The organism is Coxiella endosymbiont of Ornithodoros amblus, assembly GCF_019425495.1.
Classification (GTDB): domain Bacteria; phylum Pseudomonadota; class Gammaproteobacteria; order Coxiellales; family Coxiellaceae; genus Coxiella.
On sequence record NZ_VFIV01000012.1, the window covers coordinates 1 to 19,975 of the forward strand.

A 19,975-nucleotide genomic window follows, 5' to 3' on the forward strand; every position below is an offset into this window, starting at 1 on the left:
GTCATTCCCGTATGTAAGTTGCCACCGATCGGTGGCAACTTACATACGGGAATGACAGAACTGTAAATTAGACTTACTGGCGCCTAACCGGATTCATTAAAACTGCATCCACCTTTAAGAAACCCAGTTTAAGTACTTATTTTCCACCTTTCTGGCGTTGCTTATGTCGAGCGTCACTACAAATGACACGCACAACTCCATTACGTCGAATTACTTTACAATTTCGACACATTCGTTTTACTGATGCTCTTACTTTCATTCTCTTCTCCACTTATCTAATAAGCCCAAACTTCGAGCCTTTAAGGCCTGATTTTTTTATTAAGGACTCGTATTGATGGCTCATCAAATGAGCTTGCACTTGCGCCATGAAGTCCATAATAACCACGACGACAATCAACAACGAGGTTCCCCCAAAATAAAAAGGAACACTCCAGACCAAAATCAAAAACTGTGGCAACAATACCACCAATGCAAGGTAAATAGAACCAACTAAAGTTAGGCGAGTCATCACTTTGTCAATATAATTGGCCGTTTGCTCACCGGGACGGATACCGGGAATAAAAGCGCCGGATTTTTTTAAATTATCCGCTGTTTCTTTGGGGTTAAACACCAAAGCAGTATAAAAAAAGCTGAAAAATATCACGGCAATGGCAAAAACGACAATGTATGCTGGCTGACCGTATGAAAGCGCTAAAGAAACATCGTTTAACCAGCCAAGTCCTTTAACAGAAGACATAAATTTAGCTACTGCACCGGGGAACAAAATGATGCTCTGAGCAAAGATAACGGGAATCACCCCAGCCATATTTATTTTCAACGGTAAATGACTGCTTTGAGCGACATATAATTTCCTGCCTTGCTGACGCTTGGCATAATTAATCGTAATCCGTCGTTGGGCACGCTCAAAAAATACTACTACTAACGTCACCAACACAATAACGGCGGTTAAGAGTAGCAATATGAGTACCGACATTTGACCTTGTCGCACTTGGGTAAAGACTTGGCCGATAGCTGCTGGAAATCGCGAGGCGATACTGGCAAAAATAATCAACGAAATACCATTACCGACGCCCTGCTCCGTCATCTGTTCGCCTAGCCACATTAAGAACATCGTCCCAGTCACCAAGGTGATGATGGCGGTGAAGTAAAATCCCAAATTAGGATTGATTACTGTCCCACTGCTGACTAACCATTTAGTCATAAAAGCCGATTGCAATAAGGATAAAATGACTGTCCCATAACGGGTATATTGATTAATTTTTCGACGCCCTGCTTCACCTTCTTTCCGAATAGCTTGCATTTTAGGCGAAATTTGACTGTACATTTGGACGATAATAGAAGAAGAAATATAAGGCATTACACCCAAAGCAAAAATTGTCATGCGACTTAAAGCGCCCCCTGAGAACATATTGAACATTCCCAAAAAACCAATTTCGTGCTGATGAAAAAGAGCAGCCAATCGAGAAGGATCAAGACCAGGCACAGGGATATAAACACCTAATCGATACACAATAATGCCAATGAAGACAAATAATAAGCGACGTTTTAATTCGCTTAAACCGCCTTGCGACAACGATGTACCCAACTTTGTTATAGCCATTCGCCGCCTTCGTTCATTCGATCTTGCCACCGGCGGCTTCAACAGCAGTTTTTACGCCTTTCGTTACCAGAACCCCACGAATCGTCACCGGCTTCTCTAATTTGCCGGCGGCAAATATTTTGACTCGTTTGATCTGACGGCTAACGATATTAGCTACTTTCAATGAAGCTAAATCCACTACATCGCCAGAAATTTTATTAAGCTCACCCAAACGCACTTCAGCCGATATGAGTCCTTTTCGTGAAGTGAAGCCAAACTTAGGCACTCGACGTTGTAAGGGCATTTGACCGCCTTCAAAGCCGATTTTGTGATAACCGCCTGAACGCGAATGTTGCCCCTTATGTCCGCGACCCGCGGTTTTTCCCTTGCCGCTACCTATTCCACGCCCCACCCGTACTTTCTGTTGCTTCGCTCCTTTGGCAGGTTTTAAATCGTTCAACTGCATTTCTATACTTCCTCGTCAATCATTAAGAGATAAGACACTTTGTCAATCATACCACGGTTAGCCGGGATGTCTGTAACCTCGACGGTTTGATGAATTCGACGCAAACCGAGACCTTCTATACATTCACGGTGCCTCGGTTTTCGACCGTACTTGCTTTTTACCAGTGTGATACGTAATTTTTTTTCTTGTACCATGAGCTACTCCACGATTTCTTCAATGGCTTTACCGCGTTTAGCCGCAACGGATTCCGGGGTTTCCATTTGTTTCAATCCCTTAAAAGTCGCCCGAACTACGTTAATCGGATTGGATGAACCGATACACTTAGCCAAAACATTTTGTACGCCCATCACTTCAAAGATAGCCCGCATTGCATTACCGGCGATCACCCCAGTGCCCTCTGAGGCGGGTAGCATTAAGACTGTAGAAGACGCATGGGTCGCTTTAATCGCGTGATGCAAAGTTGCACCATACAAAGGCACAAAAATCATGTTACGACGTGCATTTCCGGTGGCTTTTTGAATGGCACTGGGCACCTCTCGAGCTTTACCCAATCCAAAACCCACTTTACCATCGCCGTCCCCTGCTACAACAATGGCAGAAAACCCAAACACGCGGCCCCCTCTCACAACCTTCGCTGTGCGCCGAATCGCAACCAGTTTTTCTTGGATGCCGTCAGTTGTCGTACCGATACCTGCTTCTTGCATAAATACACCTTACTAAAATTCAATTCCGCCTTCACGGACCGCTTCTGCTAATGCCCGCACGCGACCATGATATTTATAACCACTGCGATCAAAAGCCACTTTGGTAACACCCGCTTTTTTGGCCCGTTGTGCAATCAACTTGCCAATCGTAGTCGCCGCGTGAATATTGCCGCCGTGTTTGATTTTGCTTCGCACTTCTTTTTCTAGTGTGGATGCACAGACCAATACTTGTGAGTCACGGGAAGAAATAAGCTGCGCACAAATATGATTGAGTGACCGATGAACGCAAAGACGCACCGCCCCCAATTCTTTGATTTTTGCTCGTGTTCGACGCGCGCGTCGAATTCGTTTTTCTTGTTTATTCATTATTTCTTCTTAGCCTCTTTAAGAATGACACGTTCGTTATCGTATCGAATACCTTTGCCTTTGTAAGGTTCCGGCGGTCTGATTTCCCGAATGTTAGCCGCTATTTGTGAAACTTGCTGTTTATCCGCACCTTTCACAATAATTTCTGTTTGACTTGGGGTTTCGACTGTAATGCCTTCGGGCATTTCAATGTTTACGAGGTGCGATAACCCCACCATGAGGTTTAATTTTTTACCTTCCGCTTTCGCACGATAACCAACGCCCACCATGACTAATTTTCGTTGAAATCCTGTGTGAACTCCCTGAACCATGTTAGCTAATACCGCACGCGTGGTGCCAGCCAAGGCATTCGACCCTGGAGAATCGTTTACTGAGATCGTTTGAAGTTCCGTGTCCGTTTTTATCACTTTAACAGCGCGATGAATCACGCGCGTAAGCATTCCAAATTCGCCTTTAACAGTTATCTGTTGACCTGCGACACTCACTTCAATGCCGGTTGGGATTTTAATTGGATTTTTAGCAACGCGACTTACCATAGTTTCTTTCCTCCCAGCCGTAGCTTTTTCAACTTATTAACTTTTAACTGACATAACACAAAACCTCGCCTCCCTCACCTAGGCGCCGCGCCTGACGATCAGACATCACTCCTTTCGAAGTTGAAATAATGGCAATACCTAAGCCATTTTTCACCTTTGGTAATTCATCTTTGCTTTTGTAAACCTGTAATGCTGGGCTACTTACCCGCCGAATTTCTGAAATAACAGATCCTCCTTCATGATATTTCAAATTGATCACTAGCAGAGGCTTGGTCGAATCGCCTTCTTCACGATAATCGGCAATATAACCCTCCTCTTTTAGAACATTAGTAATGCTCATTTTTAATTTTGACCGAGGCATTACGACTTCTTTTTTTCTAACAGCCTGCGCATTGCGAATGCGCGTCAACATATCTGAAATAGGATCTTGCATCATAGTTACCAACTCGCCTTTTTCAAACCAGGTACATCAGCCCGCATCGCTGCTTCACGCAGATGGATACGACATAAGCCAAACTTCTTAAAGCTGCCGCAGGGCCGGCCACAAAGGCGGCAACGATCCCTTATACGAACAGGGCTTTCGTCACGCGGCTTTTTTTGTAATTTTAACAACGCCTGTTCTTGTTCTTCCGGCGTCCCCTTTTTTATAATTTTCTTTAATTCCAGTCGTTTCTTACGCGCGGATTGGGATTTCCGAACACGCTTTTTATTTCGCTCAATGACACTTAATTTCGCCATTAGATCACCTGCTTTCGTTTTTTAATGGAAATCCAAAGGCTTTTAGTAATGCTTGGCCTTCTTCATCCGTTCGCGCTGTCGTCGTAATGGTGATATCCATCCCGCGGATAGCGTCGACTTTATCGTATTGAATTTCTGGAAAAACTATTTGCTCACGAATTCCCAAACTATAATTACCTCGACGGTCAAATGACTTTGGACTTAATCCCCGAAAATCTCGAATACGAGGCATTGCAATGGAAATCAGACGTTTTAAAAATTCATACATCCGGTCACGGCGCAAGGTTACTTTACAGCCGATCGGCCAGCCTGCACGAATTTTAAAGCCAGCTTCTGATTTTCTCGCATAAGTAATGAGGGGTTTTTGCCCCGAAATTTTCATCATCTCATCCATAGCGTGTTCAATTACCTTTTTATCAGCGACAACCTCACCTAATCCCATATTTAGGGTGATTTTCTCAAGACGAGGCACAGCCATTACCGACTTAAATCCAAACTGCTTTTGCAAAGCCGGTGTAATTGTCTTTTTATAAAATTCTTGTAATTCCACCATGATCTATCTACTTCTCCACAAAAATAGTTTCCCTTGCACTGAGAAAATTTTATACAAATCTTCAGTGCTACCATTCCTCTGTTCTCTATCATTACACACAAGTCACAGCCTCTTTCAATTTTAGGGCTTCTTCATTCCCGCGCAGACGGGAGAATGAGGGGTTTAAGTTTTTAGTTTTTACTACTTGTGGTAATGATAAGCCCGGCCCCTGTTCACTTCCTGCTGGCGGAGAGACTTAAATTATACATCAATCACCTCACCATTTGACTTAAAAATGCGAACTTTTGACCCGTCTTCCAGCGTTTTAATTCCCACTCGATCCGCTTTTTTAGACGCTGGATTATAGATGGCTACGTTGGAAACGTGAATACTTAATTCACGCTCCAGTATTCCTCCTTGCTCATTTTTATTCGGGTTCGGTTTTACATGCTTATTAACGAGGTTAATACCCTCAATCAAAAGCCGGCGGTTTGGCAAGACTTTAAGAACTTTACCTTGCCGCCCTTTATCTCTTCCCGTAATCAGGATAATAGTGTCGTCTTTTTTAATCTTTTTTATCGCCATCGACTTTCCACCTATAAAACTTCTAAGGCCAACGAAATAATTTTCATAAATTTATCGGTACGTAACTCGCGAACCACCGGCCCAAAAACACGCGTTCCCACTAATTGTAACTGATTATTCAATAACACCACCGCATTGTTATCAAAACGAATTAAAGAGCCGTCATTACGGCGCACACCTTTACGGGTACGCACAACGACTGCATGCATCACATCGCCTTTTTTCACTTTTCCACGTGGAATGGCTTCTTTAATACTCACCTTAATGACGTCACCAATATTCGCATAACGACGCTTAGATCCTCCTAAGACTTTGATACACATTACGCGCCGGGCTCCACTGTTGTCTGCTACGCCAACAATTGACTGTGTCTGGATCATTGTTGGTTCCTCACTCCACCTTTTCGGCTCTTTCATTAATTTTGACCAATGTCCAACTTTTAGTTTTTGAAATAGGTCTACATTCCCGGATCGTAACGATATCACCTATTTGACACTCATTGCCTTTATCGTGTGCATGAACTTTGGTCGAACGCTTAATAAATTTTCCATATTTTTGGTGTTTAACGCGACGGTCAACCCTGACAACAACAGTATCATTCATTTTGTTACTCACCACCATCCCCATTAAGGAACGCACCATTTTTTCATTCTTATTCATTATTACATTCCTTCTCACCTAAAAGGGTTTTTACCCGAGCAATGTCCCGACGAACTCGTTTGAATAAGTGAGGTCGCGGCGCTTCACCCCCACCTTTTTGCATGCGAAGGTTAAACTGCTCTTTTAACAACTCAAACAACTCTTTTTTAAGTTCTACTTTGGTTTTATTACGAAAGTCATTAACGTTCATCTACATCACCGTTCGTTTAACAAATAGGCATTTCAGTGGTAATTTCGCTGCCGCTCGCCTGAATGCTTCTCGCGCTAACGCTTCGTCAATCCCTTCAATTTCAAAAATCATTCGCCCAGGCTGTACAAGAGCGACCCAATATTCGACGCTTCCCTTACCTTTACCTTGCCGTACTTCGAGCGGTTTTTTGGTAATGGGTTTGTCCGGGAAAATACGAACCGTGATCTTCCCGCCGCGTTTAATATGACGCGCAATGGTACGCCGCGCAGCTTCCAATTGGCGAGCCGTTATCCGAACGCATCCGGTTGCTTTGAGGCCAAATTCACCGAAACTGAGTCGATTACCACGGATAGCAACTCCTCGATTTCTGCCTTTAAAATCTTTGCGATATTTTCTATTGCTTGGTTGCAGCAGCATTTATCCGTCCTCTACTTCACTTCTTCTTCAGTCTCTTGTGGAGTGGCTTCTTCAGGCTGTGATTTTGGTGCGCGCACCTGGCCTTTAAAAATCCATACCTTCACACCAATAATACCGTAGGTCGTTTTAGCACTCGCCGTGGCGTAATCGATGTCGGCACGGAATGTGTGCAAAGGCACCCGTCCTTCACGGTACCATTCGGTTCGCGCAATTTCAGCGCCGCCAAGTCGACCATTTACACTAATCTTGACGCCTAATGCACCCTGCCGAAGCGTATTTTGTACAGCACGCTTCATTGCACGGCGGAACATGACCCGACGTTCTAATTGTTGGGCTATGTTTTCAGCGACTAATTTAGCATCTAATTCTGGCTTTCCGACTTCTTCGATGGTGATGTGCACAGGCACTTTCATCACTTTATAAATCTCGTCCCGCAAAACTTCAATCTCGCCACCTTTTTTTCCAATGATGACACCAGGACGAGCAGAATGAATGATAATTTTTGCATTCCGCGCCGGGCGCTCAATCTGAATACGGCTTATCGCCGCTCCTTTTAATCGTTTTTGCAGCAATTGACGTACATTGAGATCTTCGTTTAAACGATCAGCAAAATCTTTTTTATCGGCGTACCAATTGGATGTCCAATCTCTAGTGATACCAATACGCATGCCTACTGGATTGACCTTTTGACCCATTAGTCATTCTCCACTTGCGAATCTGACACCTTCACCGTGATGTGGCAGGTGCGTTTTAAAATTTGGTTTGCACGACCTCGAGCCCGCGCATGAAATCGTCGCGCTGAGGGCCCCTCATCCACCATTACGGTCGATACTTTTAATTCATCAATATCAGCGCCCTTGTTATGCTCTGCATTTGCGATGGCCGAATCCAATACTTTTTTTATCAAAGCAGCCGCTTTTTTATTACTAAAGCGCAACAAATTAACAGCGTGTTCCGCTCCCAGTCCTCGAACTTGGTCGGCCACCAATCTTGCTTTTTGCGCTGATATTCGCGCGTATTTTAACTTTGCCGCCACTTCCATTATTTTTCACTCTCTTTCTTCGCCTTCCGATCCCCTGAATGGGCACGAAATGTACGGGTTATCGCAAACTCACCCAATTTGTGACCTACCATATTCTCTGAAATATAAAGCGGCACGTGTTGGCGACCGTTATGGATCGCGATAGTTAAGCCGACCATCTCAGGAACCACCATCGAACGCCGCGACCAGGTTTTAATAGGGCGTTTGCTGCCTTCTTTTTGGGCCTGGTCCACTTTTTTCATTAAATGATAATCCACGAAGGGGCCTTTATTTATCGATCTTGGCACGTTCTATACCTCTTACTTCTTGCGTCGATCACGAATGATCATGTTACTCGTGCGTTTATTGCGACGCGTTTTATAACCTTTAGTCGGCTTCCCGGTTCGTGAAACGGGGTGACGGCCACCCGACGTTTTACCCTCACCGCCACCGTGAGGATGATCTACCGGATTCATGGCCACTCCTCGAACGGTGGGACGCCGTCCTCGCCAACGTTTTGCGCCAGCTTTACCGAGCGAACGCAAATTATGTTCCGAGTTTGAGACTTCACCAATACAAGCGCGGCAAGCCACTAATATTCTACGGGTTTCACCAGAACGCATGCGGATGATAGCATAAATTCCTTCTTTGGCAGCTAATTGAGCTGAAGCGCCTGCACTTCGAACTAACTGCGCGCCCTTGCCCGGCTTTAATTCGACGTTATGGATAGTGGCCCCCAAGGGGACATTTTGCAAAGGCAAACAATTTCCTGGTCGGATAGGCGCTTCTCTGCCTGAGACTACTTTCGAACCTTTGTGCACACCTTTTGGGGCGATAATATAGCGCCTCTCTCCGTCGGGGTATAAAACAAGGGCAATATGCGCACTTCGGTTGGGGTCGTATTCCAAGCGTTCAACTTCCCCCTCAATATCCTCTTTATCGCGCTTAAAGTCAATAATACGGTAATTTCGTTTATGACCGCCGCCACGCCGCCTTACGGTAATTCGCCCCTGACTATTGCGGCTATTAATACGATTTTTACTTTCAACTAAGGGGGCGTAGGGATCGCCTTTATGCAATTCCGGATGCACCACCTTGACAACAAATCGCCGCCCCGGGGACGTTGGTTTTGTTTTTACTAAAGCCATTATCTCTTTACTCCAACTCTCATTCGCCAGCTGCTATATCGATTTCACTGCCGGAAGCTAACATAACGTATGCTTTCTTCCAGTTTTTACGGCATCCACGCACTTGCCGAAATCGTGTTGTTTTACCTTTAACATTGCAAGTACGCACGGATTTTACGGTAACGTTAAATTGTTTCTCAACCGCCCGTTTAATTTCTGGTTTTTCGGCATCAGGCATTACTTCAAATACACATTGACTTATTGTTAATGCGCCTTTTTCAGAAATATGTGGAGCAAGAAGGATTTTAAACAACCTTTCTTCGTTCATGATAATCTCTCTTCCAGTCTCTTTATGGCGTCAACGCTGACGACTATGTTTTCTGCGGCAACTAAACTCACAGGATCGAGGTGCAAAGCGTCACACACAGAAACCCCCACCATGTTACGTGAGGCCAAATTAATATTCCGATCATCTCCATCGATGATGATCAACACATTTTGCAAATTTAACCTTTTCAACGATTCTTTTAATTCACGTGTCTTTGGCTCATTTAGCTTTAGTGAGTCGACTACTACCAATTGTTCTCGTCGAATTAATTCCGACAAAATAGAGGCCATTGCACTGCGATACATCTTTCGATTTACTTTTTGAGTGAAATCACGCGGCTTTGCTGCAAAAGCAACACCTCCTGATCGCCATAATGAACTGCGACTACTTCCAGCTCGTGAACGCCCCGTCCCTTTTTGACGCCAAGGCTTTGCTCCACCACCACTCACTTCTCGTCGCGTTTTTTGAGCTTTTGTCCCCGCGCGGCCGCCCGCTAAATAAGCATTCACCACTTGATGCACCAGAGCTTCTTTATATTCGGAGCCAAAGGCACTATCAGCAACGGTAAGCGTGCTTGCCTTTTTTTTGTCAAATGAATTTACGGGCAGCTCCATCATTTATCCTCTTTACGTTTTTTACTCGACTGGGTGATAATGACCTCACCGCCAGGCGCACCGGGTAATGCGCCTTTGATTGATAATAAATTACGTTCTACGTCTACTTTAATAATTTCCTGATTCTGCACAGTACAATAAACGTTACCCAACTGACCAGCCATCTTTTTATCTTTCCATACCCGTCCCAGAGTTTGGCATTGGCCAATAGAGCCCGGAGCACGATGCGACAAAGAATTACCGTGAGTGGCGTCCTGGGTTCGAAAATTATGGCGTTTTACGGTTCCCGCAAAACCCTTCCCTCGCGTTAGTCCTCGTACATCAACCAGTTGGCCTTCTTTAAAGATATCTACCTTTAATTCATCGCCAGCTTTTGCTTCAGTAAGCTCTTCGCTTCCTAATCGGAATTCACGAAGCGCATTTCCTGCCTCAACAGCGGCTTTGAAATAATGGCCAGCCAGTGGTTTATTGACCCGGGCGGAGGGCTTTTTCCCGTAGGCAACTTGCAAGGCACGGTATCCATCGGTCTCTACCGTTTTAACCTGTGTAATTCGATTAGGAATCACCTCAACTAACGTCACCGGTATAGAAGAACCCGTCTCCGTGAAAATACGTGTCATACCACATTTTCGACCTATAAGTCCGATAGACATCATTTTTCTCCAAAAATCCTAGCTACGCTCTAGATTTTTTATTCAACAACTCAATCTGCACATCTACACCAGCTGCTAAATCGAGTTTCATCAGCGCATCGACGGTTTTATCTGTCGGTTCCAAAATATCTACTAACCGTTTGTGCGTACGAATTTCGTACTGATCGCGCGCATCTTTGTCGATATTGGGCGAAATCAACACGGTGTAGCGCTCAATTTTCGTCGGCAATGGAATAGGGCCTCTAATAATGGCTCCTGTTCGTCGAGCAGTCTCAACGATTTCTCGGGTCGAACGATCGATAAGCCGATGGTCAAACGCCTTTAAGCGAATGCGTATACGCTGATTATCACTCATACCTGCCATAATTAATTTCCAGTTATAGTATTTCAAAATCCCGCTCGAAGCGGCCTAGTTCTAAGAAGACAGTGAATGGTACCGGCTCTTCGCCGCCACTAATTTCAATTGTTGTATCAACAACAAAACGTTTCTCTCTATTATCTTCGCAGTCTTCTGCAACCTCCGATTATTCAATAATCTTCGTTACCACTCCTGCTCCTACCGTGCGGCCGCCTTCCCGTACCGCAAATCGTAACCCTTCGTCCATCGCTACCGGCGCAATCAATTCAACCGTCACTTTCACATTATCTCCTGGCATCACCATCTCTACCCCTGCCGGTAAACTCAATAACTGGCCCGTCACGTCCGTCGTGCGAAAATAAAATTGCGGCCGATAGCCTTGTAAAAAGGGCGTGTGGCGACCGCCTTCTTCCTTCGATAACACATAAATCTCTGCCTCAAATTTCTTGTGCGGCGTGATCGATCCTGGTTTCGCCAATACTTGACCTCGCTCCACTTCTTCGCGTTTCGTCCCTCTCAATAAAATCCCTACGTTGTCACCCGCTTGACCTTCATCTAGTAATTTGCGAAACATTTCAACGCCCGTGCACGTCGTCTTCGTCGTTTCCTTGATCCCCACTATCTCTATTTCGTCTCCCACTTTGATGACCCCTCGCTCTACGCGTCCTGTCACCACCGTCCCTCGGCCCGAGATCGAAAACACATCTTCTATCGGCATTAAAAATGGTTTGTCTATCGCTCGCTCCGGCTGCTGGAAATACGTGTCCATCGTTTCCACTAATTTGATTATCGAGGACTCGCCAACCTCACTCTTATTATCACCTTCTAACGCCTTTAACGCTGAGCCCACTATAATCGGCGTATCATCGCCCGGGAAATCATAACTGTTCAATAAATCCCTCACTTCCATTTCCACTAATTCCAACAACTCTTTGTCATCCACCATGTCCGCTTTGTTCAAGTAAACTACTATGTTCGGAACACCCACTTGCTTGGCCAATACAATGTGTTCCCGCGTTTGCGGCATCGGGCCGTCTGCTGCGCTCACCACCAATATAGCTCCGTCCATCTGCGCCGCTCCCGTGATCATGTTCTTCACATAATCCGCGTGGCCTGGGCAGTCTACGTGCGCGTAGTGGCGTTTGTCACTTTGGTATTCCACGTGCGACGTCGCTATCGTGATCCCACGTGCACGCTCTTCCGGCGCGTTGTCAATCTGGTCAAAGGCTTTCTTTTCACCACCGTATTTCTCCGACAACACCTTCGTCAACGCCGCCGTTAACGTCGTCTTCCCATGATCCACGTGCCCAATCGTCCCAACGTTCACATGCGGCTTCTCTCTTACAAATTTTTCCTTCGACATGGTAATTACCTCTTCTTAACTCTGTTGTTTAATAATTGCCTCAGCGATGTTCGACGGCGCCTCAGCATACTTTAAAAATCCCATCGTGTAGGTGGCTCGCCCTTGACTTAATGAGCGAAGATCGGTGGCATAGCCAAACATCTCCGCCAGAGGTACCTCAACATCAACAATTTTTCCAGCGGGACTCTCATCCATGCCCTGAATCATACCACGCCGACGGTTTAGGTCTCCCACGACCTCTCCCACGTATTCTTCTGGCGTGACTACTTCCACTTTCATAATTGGCTCCAATAATATAGGATCTGCTTTGGAAGCGCCCTCTTTAAAAGCCATCGAGCCCGCAATTTTAAATGCCATTTCACTGGAGTCAACATCGTGATAAGAGCCTTCAAAAATAGTGACTTTAACGTCTACCACGGGGTATCCAGCTCGAATTCCATTCTCCATCTGCTCACGAACCCCTTTTTCTACTGCTGGGATGTACTCTCTTGGGACCACACCACCGACGATAGCGTTCTCGAACTCAAAGCCAGCGCCGGGTTCTCTGGGCTCAATTCGTAACCATACGTCCCCATACTGTCCACGCCCCCCTGTTTGACGAATGTATTTACCTTGTTGTTCTACAGAGCGACGGATGGTTTCTCGGTAGGCTACTCGGGGTTTACCGACATTCGCTTCCACGTTAAATTCGCGTCGCATTCGATCCACGATAATTTCAAGGTGAAGCTCGCCCATCCCTTCGATAATGGTTTGCGCTGATTCTTCATCGGTATGCACCCGAAAAGAGGGATCTTCTTGTGCTAGTTTACCTAACGCGGCCCCCATTTTTTCCTGATCGGCTTTCGTTTTTGGCTCAATAGCCACAGAAATCACGGGCTCCGGAAAGTCCATTTTTTCTAAGGTAATAATATTCTGTTGGTTGCAAAGTGTGTCGCCGGTCGTGACTGTCTTAAGACCCACAGCGGCGGCAATGTCGCCAGAACGCACTTCTTTAATTTCTTCCCGGGAGTTTGAGTGCATTTGCAAGAGACGCCCAATACGCTCCTTTTTGCCTTTAATGGGGTTGTAAACTGAATCGCCAGATTTCAAAATCCCTGAATAAACACGGAAAAAGGTTAGCGTTCCAACGAAGGGGTCCGACGCGATTTTAAATGCCAACGCTGCAAAAGGCTCATCGTCAGAAGCACTTCGTGAACCCTCAGAACCATCGTCTTCTTCACCACGAATGGCAGGCACGTCGGTGGGTGAAGGCAAATAATCAATCACAGCATCCAATAACGCTTGTACACCCTTATTTTTAAAGGCACTGCCACACAATATCGGGACGATTTCATTCGCTAATGTGCGTTGACGTAATCCTTGGCGAATTTGTTCTGGAGATAAATCACCCGCTTCTAAATATTTATCCATTAATTCTTCGGAAGATTCTGCTGCCGCTTCAATCATTTTTTTCCGCCATTTTTGGACTTCTGCTTTTATATCCTCGGGAATGTCGGCGAGCTGGTACGTTCGTCCTCTGTCAGCCTCGTTCCAATAAATAGCCTTCTCTCGAATCAAATCAATAACGCCTTTAAAATCTTCTTCGGCGCCTATAGGCAATTGAATAGGAATGGGATTGGCATTCAATCGATCTCTAACTTGGTTGACCACCAGCAAGAAATTCGCTCCCGCACGGTCCATTTTGTTGACAAAACCCAAACGCGGCACCTGATAACGATTCGCTTGACGCCATACCGTTTCGCTTTGGGGCTCTACACCGCCCACAGAACAAAAGACAGCGACAGCACCATCTAGTACGCGCAGGGATCTTTCAACTTCAATGGTAAAATCCACGTGCCCAGGAGTGTCGATAATATTAATGCGGTGCTTCGAGTATTGCTGATCCATGCCCAACCAGTAACAAGTAGTCGCCGCAGAGGTAATCGTTATTCCACGCTCTTGTTCTTGCTCCATCCAATCCATTACCGCGCTACCCTCATGCACCTCCCCCATTTTGTGGGACACACCTGTATAATAAAGAACCCGTTCGGTGGTCGTTGTTTTACCCGCGTCGATATGCGCCATAATACCGATATTACGCGTACGATTTAACGGAATTTCTCGAGCTGTTGCCATTGTTTTATCTACCATCTATAATGGGCAAATGCTTGGTTAGCTTTCGCCATTCGGTGTATATCTTCCCGTTTCTTAATCGCAGCGCCTCGACCTTCTAGTGCGTCAAGGATTTCATGAGCCAAACGTAAAACCATTGTTTTTTCATTGCGTTTGTTCGCATACTCCACTAGCCAGCGCCTTGCTAATGCCTGTCGACGCGTCATCCGAATTTCTACGGGGACTTGGTAAGTCGAGCCACCCACGCGACGCGATTTAACCTCAACGTTGGGCATGACTTTATCTAATGCCTCTTTAAAGGTTTCGAGAGCCAGTGCGCGCGCATTTTCATCAGTGCGAATATCACCCAAAGAACGTTTTTTTATAACGCCCGCTTTTCCACCACTTTCACCGCCTCCATCGCCTTCTTTCCCAGATTTATTCTGGACCCGCTTCGCCACAACATCGAGCGCACCATAAACAATTTTTTCTGCGACGGACTTTTTACCATTTCGCATCACGGCGTTAATAAACTTTGCCAAAAGCTCACTGTGAAAAAGTGGATCTGGCAACGTCTCTCGTTTCGGGGCTGTTTTTCTTCGCGCCATTACAAACCTCTCTTACTCTTTCGGTTTCTTTTCACCATATTTCGAACGGCCACGGCACCGACCTGAAACACCCGCCGTATCCAAGCTTCCACGCACAATATGGTAACGAACGCCAGGCAAGTCTTTAACCCGTCCGCCGCGAATAAGGACAACGGAGTGCTCCTGTAAATTGTGACCTTCACCACCAATATAAGCAGTCACTTCAGCACCGTTAGTGATCCGCACCCGAGCTACTTTTCGCAGGGCCGAGTTTGGCTTTTTGGGAGTCGTCGTGTATACCCGCGTGCAAACCCCTCGTCTTTGAGGACAGCCTTCCAGCGCCGGAACGTCACTTTTCTTCGCTCTGGCACGACGCGGCTTTCTCACTAACTGATTGATTCTTGCCATTAAAAGTATCTCCAAAAAATAAAGAAACCCCACACACATTTTAGACATCTAATTAATAATGCGTAACGCAGAGCGGGGATTCTAAATAAAGGTTGTTACCCCTGTCAAGTTAATTAAACACCCCAGGTGCGATTATAAAGTGTGGGTTTTCAATAAGTAGCCTGTATTTCGCTTCGCTCATACGGACTACTTAGCTATTGGGTTCAGGTCAGCATAAGGAAACCTCCTACACTTTCACACACCGAGACACCCCCGGCAGGGATTGAAAGGGGCTTGCTTCTGCGCATGCAGTTGATTCTTTAATTTACTCGTTTTTTTGCACTGCTTTTGCTTCTTGCGGCGTGGAAGATTTGAGGGCTTCGCTTAAAGCCTGTTCCACTTCGCTCGCCGTTACCCGTTTTTCTGCTATTTCCTTCTCCTCAACGCTACTCTTTTCAGCAACGGCACGTCGCTGCTGATGATAGCTGAACCCGGTGCCAGCCGGGATTAGACGCCCCACAATAACGTTCTCTTTTAATCCACGTAAATCATCGCGTTTACCTGACACAGAGGCCGCCGTTAATACTCGCGTGGTCTCCTGGAAAGATGCAGCTGATATAAAAGATTCAGTAGCTAAGGATGCTTTGGTGATTCCGAGTAAAATCGGTTGTACCTTGGCCACTGTGCCATCTTTTTTAATTATTTTTTCGTTTTCTTCGCGTACTCGAGTACGTTCGACTTGTTCATTTTGAAATAAGTCAGTATCACCCGGCTGAATAATTTTTACCTTACGAATCATCTGGCGCACAATAACTTCAATGTGTTTATCGTTAATTTTTACGCCTTGCAGTCGGTAAACTTCCTGTACTTCATTCACGATGTAGTTCGCCAACGCGTTGACGCCCAACAGTCGAAGAATATCATGCGGATCCCGAGGACCATCGGCGATGACCTCCCCCTTCTCCACGGTTTCACCTTCAAAGACACTGAGGTGACGCCATTTTGGAATTAATTCCTCGTGAGTTGTACCATCGGGCGCCGTAATAATTAAGCGACCTTTGTCTTTGGTATCTTTCCCAAAACTTACGATGCCTGAAATTTCAGCAAGAATAGCGGCATCCTTGGGCCGCCGAGCTTCAAACAGGTCGGCTACTCGGGGAAGACCACCGGTGATATCACGCGTTTTAGAGGTCTCTTGCGGAATACGCGCCAGCACGTCACCAATGTTGACCATTGTACCATCTTCCTTCGTAAGAAAAGTTCCTTCCGGCAAGAAGTAATGAGCTGGCACTTTCCCGCTCGGCAAGAAAAGATCATTATCATTCTTATCCACTAACTTCACCATCGGCCGCAATTCTTTGCCGCTCGCACTGCGTTGCTTGGTGGAAGTGATAACAATACTGCTAAGGCCGGTTAATTCGTCGGTTTGTCGATTCATGGTGACCCCATCGACCAAATTCACAAACCTTAACGTACCCGCGACTTCAGTAATGATCGGATGGGTATGAGGATCCCATTGCGCCACAATTTGGCCCGCTTTTACTGAATCGTCATCTCGTACAGAGATGGTCGCGCCATAGGGGACTTTATAATGTTCACGTTCACTGCCTTGAAGGTCTTGAACAACTAATTCACCGGAACGAGAAATAGCGACCAAATTCCCTTGCGCTTGCTCAACGGTCTTCAAATTACGCAATTTGATTTTTCCTGCGGATTTTACCTCAATATTATTAGCTGCGGTGGCTCGCGAAGCAGCACCCCCGATATGGAAGGTACGCATGGTCAACTGCGTGCCAGGTTCCCCGATGGATTGGGCGGCCACCACCCCAATCGCTTCTCCCACGTTAACAACGTGGCCGCGAGCTAGATCGCGTCCATAACACATCGAGCAAATTCCATAACGCGCCTCACAGGTAATGGCCGATCGGACCCTTACTCGGTCAATGCTGTGCTCTTCCAGAATGTCAACCCGTCTTTCATCCAGAAAAGTATCTTTAGTGAGCAATTCTTTCCCCGACTTCGGATCAATTACAGGCTCTGCCAATATTCGTCCCAAGACGCGTTCCCGCAATGGCTCAACTACGTCGCCCCCTTCAATATGGGGCGCCATTTGAATACTAGCTTCCGTCCCGCAATCGTGTTCCGTGACGACTAAGTCTTGAGCCACGTCAACTAAACGCCGGGTTAAATAGCCCGAGTTAGCAGTTTTCAGCGCGGTATCGGCAAGACCTTTACGCGCCCCGTGGGTCGAAATGAAGTATTGTAAAACGTTCAAACCTTCTCGGAAGTTTGCCGTAATGGGCGTTTCGATAATGGTGCCATCCGGTCTTGCCATTAAACCCCGCATTCCCGCTAATTGGCGAGTTTGTGCTGCGGAACCTCGGGCGCCGGAATCGGACATCATGTAAATCGAATTAAAAGAGCTTTGTGCGACTTCTTTACCTTCAGCATCTTTAACTTTTTCAACCGCGATTTTTTCCATCATCGCTTTGGCCACTTGGTCATTGGTGCGAGACCAAATATCAATCACTTTATTTCGACGCTCCCCGTGAGTCACTAAACCGGAAGCGTATTGTTTTTCAATTTCACGAACTTCATCTTCAGCCCGGGATATAATGGCTTCCTTTTGGTCGGGGACAACAAGATCATTAATCCCAATGGAAACGCCAGAATGGGTTGCGTAATGAAATCCCATATACATTAATTTATCCGCAAAAATAACGGTGGTTTTTAATCCTAAATTGCGGTAGCAAAAGTCAAGTAACTTTGTTATCGCTTTTTTTGTCATCGGTTGATCCACTAATGCGAACGGTAACCCTTTAGGAACAATTTGCCATAATAAAATTCGGCCGGCGGCGGTATTTACTAAGCGGTTGCTTTCTTCTATTTCTCTCGCTTCGTTTAAAATACCTTCTTTGATGCGCACGGCAATCCGAGCGTGTAAATCCACTTGGTCATTTTCGTAAGCGCGAACCACTTCTTGGGCATCAGCAAATCGCATACCCTCCCCTTTAGCATTAACGCGGTCACGAGTGATGTAATAAAGGCCCAACACTACATCTTGAGAGGGAACGATAATCGGCTCACCATTGGCTGGATGCAAAACGTTATTAGTGGACATCATCAACGAGCGCGCTTCCAGTTGCGCTTCGAGCGTCAATGGAACATGCACAGCCATTTGGTCACCGTCAAAGTCAGCGTTATAAGCTGTACAAACGAGCGGGTGCAACTGAATAGCCTTTCCTTCCACTAGCACCGGTTCAAATGCCTGAATCCCCAAACGGTGTAACGTAGGTGCGCGGTTTAATAAAATGGGATGTTCGCGAATCACTTCTTCGAGAATATCCCAAACTTCCGGCCCTTCATTTTCTACCAATTTTTTAGCAGCTTTGACGGTAGTAACTAACCCTCGCAGTTGCAATTTACTAAAGATAAACGGTTTAAATAACTCTAACGCCATTTTCTTCGGCAAGCCGGCCTGATGTAATTTCAATGTAGGCCCAACGACGATGACGGAACGGCCTGAATAATCAACTCGCTTACCCAATAAATTTTGGCGGAAACGACCCGATTTTCCTTTAATCATGTCGGCTAATGATTTCAGTTGACGGCGGTTTGAGCCCAAAATGGCTCGTCCGCGCCGGCCGTTATCGAGCAATGCGTCGACCGCTTCTTGTAGCATGCGTTTTTCATTGCGAACGATGATGTCGGGCGCATTGAGATCCAACAACCGCTTCAATCGGTTATTACGATTAATCACCCGACGGTAAAGATCATTTAAATCTGAGGTGGCAAAACGCCCGCCATCCAACGGAACTAAAGGCCGTAAATCCGGTGGTAAAACTGGCAATACGGTTAATATCATCCATTCGGGTTTATTTCCTGACTCTAAAAATGCACTTAATAACTTGAGCCGTTTGGTTAGCTTTTTTGTTTTGGTTTCAGAAGTCGTGATTTGAAGTTCGGCGCGTAAGGCCTCCACTTCTGCTTCAACATCAATGTCACGCAATAAACGTTGGATGGCTTCCGCACCCATCAATGCCGTGAAATCATCACCATATTCTTCTACGGCATCCAGGTAGGTTTCTTCTGAAAGTAATTGCCGGGGTTCTAAATCGGTCATCCCCGGGTCTACCACTACATAGGCTTCAAAATATAAAATGCGTTCGATGTCCCGCAGTGTCACGTCTAATAGCAAACCGATGCGAGAAGGTAATGATTTAAGGTACCAAATGTGAGCGACCGGTGAAGCCAGCTCAATATGACCCATGCGTTCGCGACGCACTTTTGCTAAGGTAACTTCGACACCGCATTTTTCGCAGATGACGCCGCGATGTTTTAAACGTTTATATTTACCACATAAACATTCACAATCTTTAATAGGACCAAAAATTTTTGCGCAAAATAATCCCTCGCGTTCGGGTCTAAAGGTACGGTAATTGATCGTTTCTGGTTTTTTCACTTCACCGTACGACCACGAACGAACTTCTTCTGGAGACGCTAGCTTGATACGCAATGCATCGAATTCAGCCATGTGTTTTTCACTTTTTAGCTGTTTTACTAAGTCTCTCAAGGCTTTCTCCCAGGCTTATTAGGGCCTGTCATCATATCTATTATGCTATCCATAAACCCGTTGATTTTCTGTGGTATGCTGCTCACATATTTCCATGTAT

General features: G+C 45.8%; 28 protein-coding genes. All 28 read right to left on the minus strand.

What is annotated here, in order from left to right:
* Positions 1-136: 136 nt before the first annotated feature.
* Positions 137-259 (minus strand): 50S ribosomal protein L36, encoded by a 123-nt coding sequence (gene rpmJ, locus FIV31_RS02690; RefSeq protein WP_005771506.1) that lies wholly within the window; start codon positions 257-259, stop codon positions 137-139.
* A gap of 12 nt (positions 260-271) precedes the next feature.
* Positions 272-1,600 (minus strand): preprotein translocase subunit SecY, encoded by a 1,329-nt coding sequence (secY, locus tag FIV31_RS02695; protein ID WP_280123714.1) that lies wholly within the window; start codon positions 1,598-1,600, stop codon positions 272-274.
* A 13-nt stretch (positions 1,601-1,613) separates the two neighbouring features.
* Entirely contained in the window at positions 1,614-2,045 is a 432-nt protein-coding gene (gene rplO, locus FIV31_RS02700) for a 50S ribosomal protein L15 (protein ID WP_280123715.1), read from the minus strand.
* Between the two features lie 2 nt (positions 2,046-2,047).
* Complete coding sequence (gene rpmD / locus FIV31_RS02705; protein ID WP_280123716.1) at positions 2,048-2,239, minus strand: 50S ribosomal protein L30; 192 nt, start codon at positions 2,237-2,239, stop codon at positions 2,048-2,050.
* Between the two features lie 3 nt (positions 2,240-2,242).
* Positions 2,243-2,749 (minus strand): 30S ribosomal protein S5, encoded by a 507-nt coding sequence (gene rpsE, locus FIV31_RS02710; RefSeq protein WP_280123717.1) that lies wholly within the window; start codon positions 2,747-2,749, stop codon positions 2,243-2,245.
* 12 nt (positions 2,750-2,761) lie between these two features.
* Complete coding sequence (rplR, locus tag FIV31_RS02715; RefSeq protein ID WP_280123718.1) at positions 2,762-3,115, minus strand: 50S ribosomal protein L18; 354 nt, start codon at positions 3,113-3,115, stop codon at positions 2,762-2,764.
* Positions 3,115-3,651 carry a 50S ribosomal protein L6 gene (gene rplF / locus FIV31_RS02720; protein WP_280123719.1) on the minus strand — a complete coding sequence of 179 codons (537 nt, stop codon included), beginning with the start codon at positions 3,649-3,651 and terminating at the stop codon, positions 3,115-3,117. Before rplF ends, rplR begins: the two co-directional genes overlap by 1 nt.
* A 43-nt stretch (positions 3,652-3,694) precedes the next feature.
* Positions 3,695-4,084: a 30S ribosomal protein S8 gene (gene rpsH / locus FIV31_RS02725; RefSeq protein ID WP_280123745.1), complete on the minus strand. Its 390-nt coding sequence runs from the start codon at positions 4,082-4,084 to the stop codon at positions 3,695-3,697.
* 5 nt (positions 4,085-4,089) lie between these two features.
* Positions 4,090-4,389, minus strand: coding sequence for a 30S ribosomal protein S14 (rpsN, locus tag FIV31_RS02730; protein WP_280123720.1), 300 nt, complete (start codon positions 4,387-4,389; stop codon positions 4,090-4,092).
* 4 nt (positions 4,390-4,393) lie between these two features.
* On the minus strand, positions 4,394-4,942 hold the full coding sequence (gene rplE / locus FIV31_RS02735) for a 50S ribosomal protein L5 (protein WP_280123721.1): 549 nt from the start codon (positions 4,940-4,942) through the stop codon (positions 4,394-4,396).
* A gap of 240 nt (positions 4,943-5,182) precedes the next feature.
* Positions 5,183-5,506 carry a 50S ribosomal protein L24 gene (gene rplX / locus FIV31_RS02740; protein WP_280123722.1) on the minus strand — a complete coding sequence of 108 codons (324 nt, stop codon included), beginning with the start codon at positions 5,504-5,506 and terminating at the stop codon, positions 5,183-5,185.
* A gap of 11 nt (positions 5,507-5,517) precedes the next feature.
* Positions 5,518-5,886, minus strand: a complete 369-nt coding sequence (gene rplN / locus FIV31_RS02745; protein ID WP_280123723.1) for a 50S ribosomal protein L14 — start codon at positions 5,884-5,886, stop codon at positions 5,518-5,520.
* 10 nt (positions 5,887-5,896) lie between these two features.
* Entirely contained in the window at positions 5,897-6,148 is a 252-nt protein-coding gene (gene rpsQ, locus FIV31_RS02750; RefSeq protein ID WP_280123746.1) for a 30S ribosomal protein S17, read from the minus strand.
* A 10-nt stretch (positions 6,149-6,158) separates the two neighbouring features.
* A complete protein-coding gene (gene rpmC, locus FIV31_RS02755; RefSeq protein WP_280123724.1) occupies positions 6,159-6,356 on the minus strand; it encodes a 50S ribosomal protein L29 in 198 nt (65 codons plus the stop codon).
* Complete coding sequence (gene rplP / locus FIV31_RS02760; RefSeq protein ID WP_280123747.1) at positions 6,357-6,770, minus strand: 50S ribosomal protein L16; 414 nt, start codon at positions 6,768-6,770, stop codon at positions 6,357-6,359.
* Between the two features lie 14 nt (positions 6,771-6,784).
* Entirely contained in the window at positions 6,785-7,468 is a 684-nt protein-coding gene (rpsC, locus tag FIV31_RS02765) for a 30S ribosomal protein S3 (RefSeq protein ID WP_280123725.1), read from the minus strand.
* On the minus strand, positions 7,468-7,815 hold the full coding sequence (gene rplV / locus FIV31_RS02770; protein WP_280123726.1) for a 50S ribosomal protein L22: 348 nt from the start codon (positions 7,813-7,815) through the stop codon (positions 7,468-7,470). The genes rpsC and rplV overlap by 1 nt, the downstream gene beginning before the upstream one ends.
* Positions 7,815-8,102, minus strand: a complete 288-nt coding sequence (gene rpsS / locus FIV31_RS02775) for a 30S ribosomal protein S19 (RefSeq protein ID WP_280123727.1) — start codon at positions 8,100-8,102, stop codon at positions 7,815-7,817. Before rpsS ends, rplV begins: the two co-directional genes overlap by 1 nt.
* A gap of 12 nt (positions 8,103-8,114) precedes the next feature.
* Positions 8,115-8,942, minus strand: coding sequence for a 50S ribosomal protein L2 (gene rplB / locus FIV31_RS02780; protein WP_280123728.1), 828 nt, complete (start codon positions 8,940-8,942; stop codon positions 8,115-8,117).
* A gap of 19 nt (positions 8,943-8,961) precedes the next feature.
* On the minus strand, positions 8,962-9,249 hold the full coding sequence (gene rplW / locus FIV31_RS02785; RefSeq protein WP_280123729.1) for a 50S ribosomal protein L23: 288 nt from the start codon (positions 9,247-9,249) through the stop codon (positions 8,962-8,964).
* A complete protein-coding gene (gene rplD / locus FIV31_RS02790; protein WP_280123730.1) occupies positions 9,246-9,866 on the minus strand; it encodes a 50S ribosomal protein L4 in 621 nt (206 codons plus the stop codon). Before rplD ends, rplW begins: the two co-directional genes overlap by 4 nt.
* A complete protein-coding gene (gene rplC, locus FIV31_RS02795; protein WP_280123748.1) occupies positions 9,863-10,516 on the minus strand; it encodes a 50S ribosomal protein L3 in 654 nt (217 codons plus the stop codon). The genes rplD and rplC overlap by 4 nt, the downstream gene beginning before the upstream one ends.
* Before the next feature lie 22 nt (positions 10,517-10,538).
* Positions 10,539-10,871: a 30S ribosomal protein S10 gene (rpsJ, locus tag FIV31_RS02800; protein WP_280123749.1), complete on the minus strand. Its 333-nt coding sequence runs from the start codon at positions 10,869-10,871 to the stop codon at positions 10,539-10,541.
* A gap of 169 nt (positions 10,872-11,040) precedes the next feature.
* The gene (tuf, locus tag FIV31_RS02805) at positions 11,041-12,237 is read right to left on the minus strand and encodes an elongation factor Tu (protein ID WP_280123731.1); all 1,197 of its coding nucleotides are present in this window, start codon (positions 12,235-12,237) and stop codon (positions 11,041-11,043) included.
* 15 nt (positions 12,238-12,252) lie between these two features.
* Complete coding sequence (gene fusA, locus FIV31_RS02810; RefSeq protein ID WP_280123750.1) at positions 12,253-14,352, minus strand: elongation factor G; 2,100 nt, start codon at positions 14,350-14,352, stop codon at positions 12,253-12,255.
* Positions 14,353-14,360: 8 nt separating this feature from the next.
* A complete protein-coding gene (gene rpsG, locus FIV31_RS02815; protein ID WP_280123732.1) occupies positions 14,361-14,936 on the minus strand; it encodes a 30S ribosomal protein S7 in 576 nt (191 codons plus the stop codon).
* Positions 14,937-14,948: 12 nt separating this feature from the next.
* Positions 14,949-15,323: a 30S ribosomal protein S12 gene (rpsL, locus tag FIV31_RS02820; protein ID WP_280123733.1), complete on the minus strand. Its 375-nt coding sequence runs from the start codon at positions 15,321-15,323 to the stop codon at positions 14,949-14,951.
* A gap of 304 nt (positions 15,324-15,627) precedes the next feature.
* Positions 15,628-19,875: a DNA-directed RNA polymerase subunit beta' gene (gene rpoC / locus FIV31_RS02825; protein ID WP_280123734.1), complete on the minus strand. Its 4,248-nt coding sequence runs from the start codon at positions 19,873-19,875 to the stop codon at positions 15,628-15,630.
* Positions 19,876-19,975 lie beyond the last annotated feature (100 nt).